Genomic DNA, 1918 nt, shown 5'->3' with positions numbered 1-1918 from the left:
CCCGCGACCTCCGCCGTGACAGGGCGGCGCGCTAACCAACTGCGCTACGGGGCCAGATCGCTTTGCCTTGTTCAGGCAACTCGGAAACTATAGCGTGGTTTTCGAGCGGAATGCAAAACGAGCCTCCGTATCGGTAAAAGGTGCTTGTCGGAGCCATTTTCGCGGGTCCTGGTGACTATCGGCGGCCTGGGCTGGGTGCTCCCAATAGGATGGAGGCATGACAGCAACGCAGCGACCAGTCGTTCTGATCACGGGTGCCAGTCGCGGCATCGGGCGTGCTATCGCCGATCTCTTGGGCCCTGACTGGCGCGTCTTGGTCGGCGGTACCCAGGCACCATCTACCGCGCCCGTGGTCGATGCCCTACCGGATGCTGCCGCCTTTGTCGCCGACCTGACCGATCCGGACGCGGTAGCGGAGGCCGTGGCCGGGCTTGAACGACTGGACGCGGTCGTCCACTCGGCCGGAATCTGCGAGGGCAGCACCGTCGAAGACACCCCGCGCGCGGTCTGGACGCGGCAGTTCGAACTCAATGTCGTGGCTGTTGCCGATCTGACGAGGATGCTGCTGCCCCTGCTGCGTGCCTCACACGGGCACGTCGTGACCATCAACTCAGGATCTGGCTTTACTTCCGGCACGGGCAATGGCTCGTACTCGGCGTCCAAGTTCGCGCTGCGCGCCTTCACCGATGCGCTACGTGAAGAAGAACGCGGCCGGCTGCGGGTGACTTCGATTCATCCCGGCCGGGTCGACACCGACATGCAGATGGCGATTCAGGCCCGCCTCGGTCGTGCCTACACCCCGGAGGCGTATCTGCATCCGGCGTCGGTGGCGGCCGCCGTCAAACTTGCTTTGGAGGTAGCCGAGGACGCTGCCATCGAGTCGGTATCGGTGCGCCCGTCCGGACTGCACCTCGGCGATTCGCAGTGAGGTTCTCGTCGGCCGGTGAACGAGCAGGAGTGGGTGGGGTAGTGGACCAGCGGGAAACCACGCGGCTGCTGCGGCAGGTCGCAGCCGGTGAGATCGGCGTTGACCATGCCGTCCAGCTGCTGCGGCAGGCGCCGTTCGCCGACCTCGGTTTTGCCAAGCTGGACCTGCACCGCGGGCTCCGCCAAGGCATTTCGGAAGTGGTCTACGGCGCAGGCAAGACGTCGGAGCAGATCCAGAAGATCACCGCCGCGTTGCTCGACGCGGGGCAGCGCACGGTGCTGGTCACCCGTCTTGATGCTGCGGCTGCCGGCGAACTGCGCACCACCGTCGAGCCCGAAGTCTCGTTCGAGTACTTCTCGGACGCGCATATCGCCGTGGTCGGGTTGATTCCCGAGCCGGATGGCATCGGACGAGTCGTCGTGGCGACCGGTGGCACGAGTGATCAACCGATCGCCGAGGAGGCCGCGATCACCGCTCAGGCACTCGGCAACGAGGTCGTACGGGTCTACGACGTTGGAGTAGCCGGACTACACCGGCTACTCGCCCACACCGACGACATCATGGGAGCCTCCGTGATCATCGCGCTGGCGGGTATGGAAGGCGCTTTGGCAAGCGTCATCGCGGGGCTTGCGGATTGCCCCGTGATCGCGGTGCCGACCAGTGTGGGCTACGGGGCCGCATACGAAGGATTGGCCGCCCTGCTCAGCATGCTCAATTCGTGCGCGAGCGGAGTCAGCGTCGTCAACATCGACAACGGATACGGTGCGGGCTATCTGGCCAGCATGATCAATCACGTGGGGGCAGCCAAGTGACAACGCTCTATCTGGACCTCGGGATGGGAGCTGCTGGTGACATGCTCGCTGCAGCCCTGCTGGAACTGGTGCCGCAGCGGCGCGCCGAGTTCTTGCAGATCATGAATGGCCTCGGGCTGCCCGGGGTGAGCGTTACCGCCGAACCGAGTGTCAAATGCGGTATCACCGGAACCCATGT

2 protein-coding genes are annotated in these 1918 nt (G+C 64.9%); both read left to right on the top strand.

The features are described from left to right. Positions 1-217 precede the first annotated feature (217 nt). Positions 218-928 (top strand): SDR family oxidoreductase, encoded by a 711-nt coding sequence (locus tag AAFP05_RS01450; RefSeq protein WP_341728072.1) that lies wholly within the window; start codon positions 218-220, stop codon positions 926-928. 41 nt (positions 929-969) lie between these two features. Next, a complete protein-coding gene (gene larB, locus AAFP05_RS01445) occupies positions 970-1740 on the top strand; it encodes a nickel pincer cofactor biosynthesis protein LarB (protein WP_341728071.1) in 771 nt (256 codons plus the stop codon). Positions 1741-1918 lie beyond the last annotated feature (178 nt).

The sequence above is a fragment of the Brooklawnia sp. genome, assembly GCF_032229645.1.
GTDB lineage: Bacteria > Actinomycetota > Actinomycetes > Propionibacteriales > Propionibacteriaceae > Brooklawnia.
This window is presented reverse-complemented; position numbering and strand designations above follow the sequence as displayed.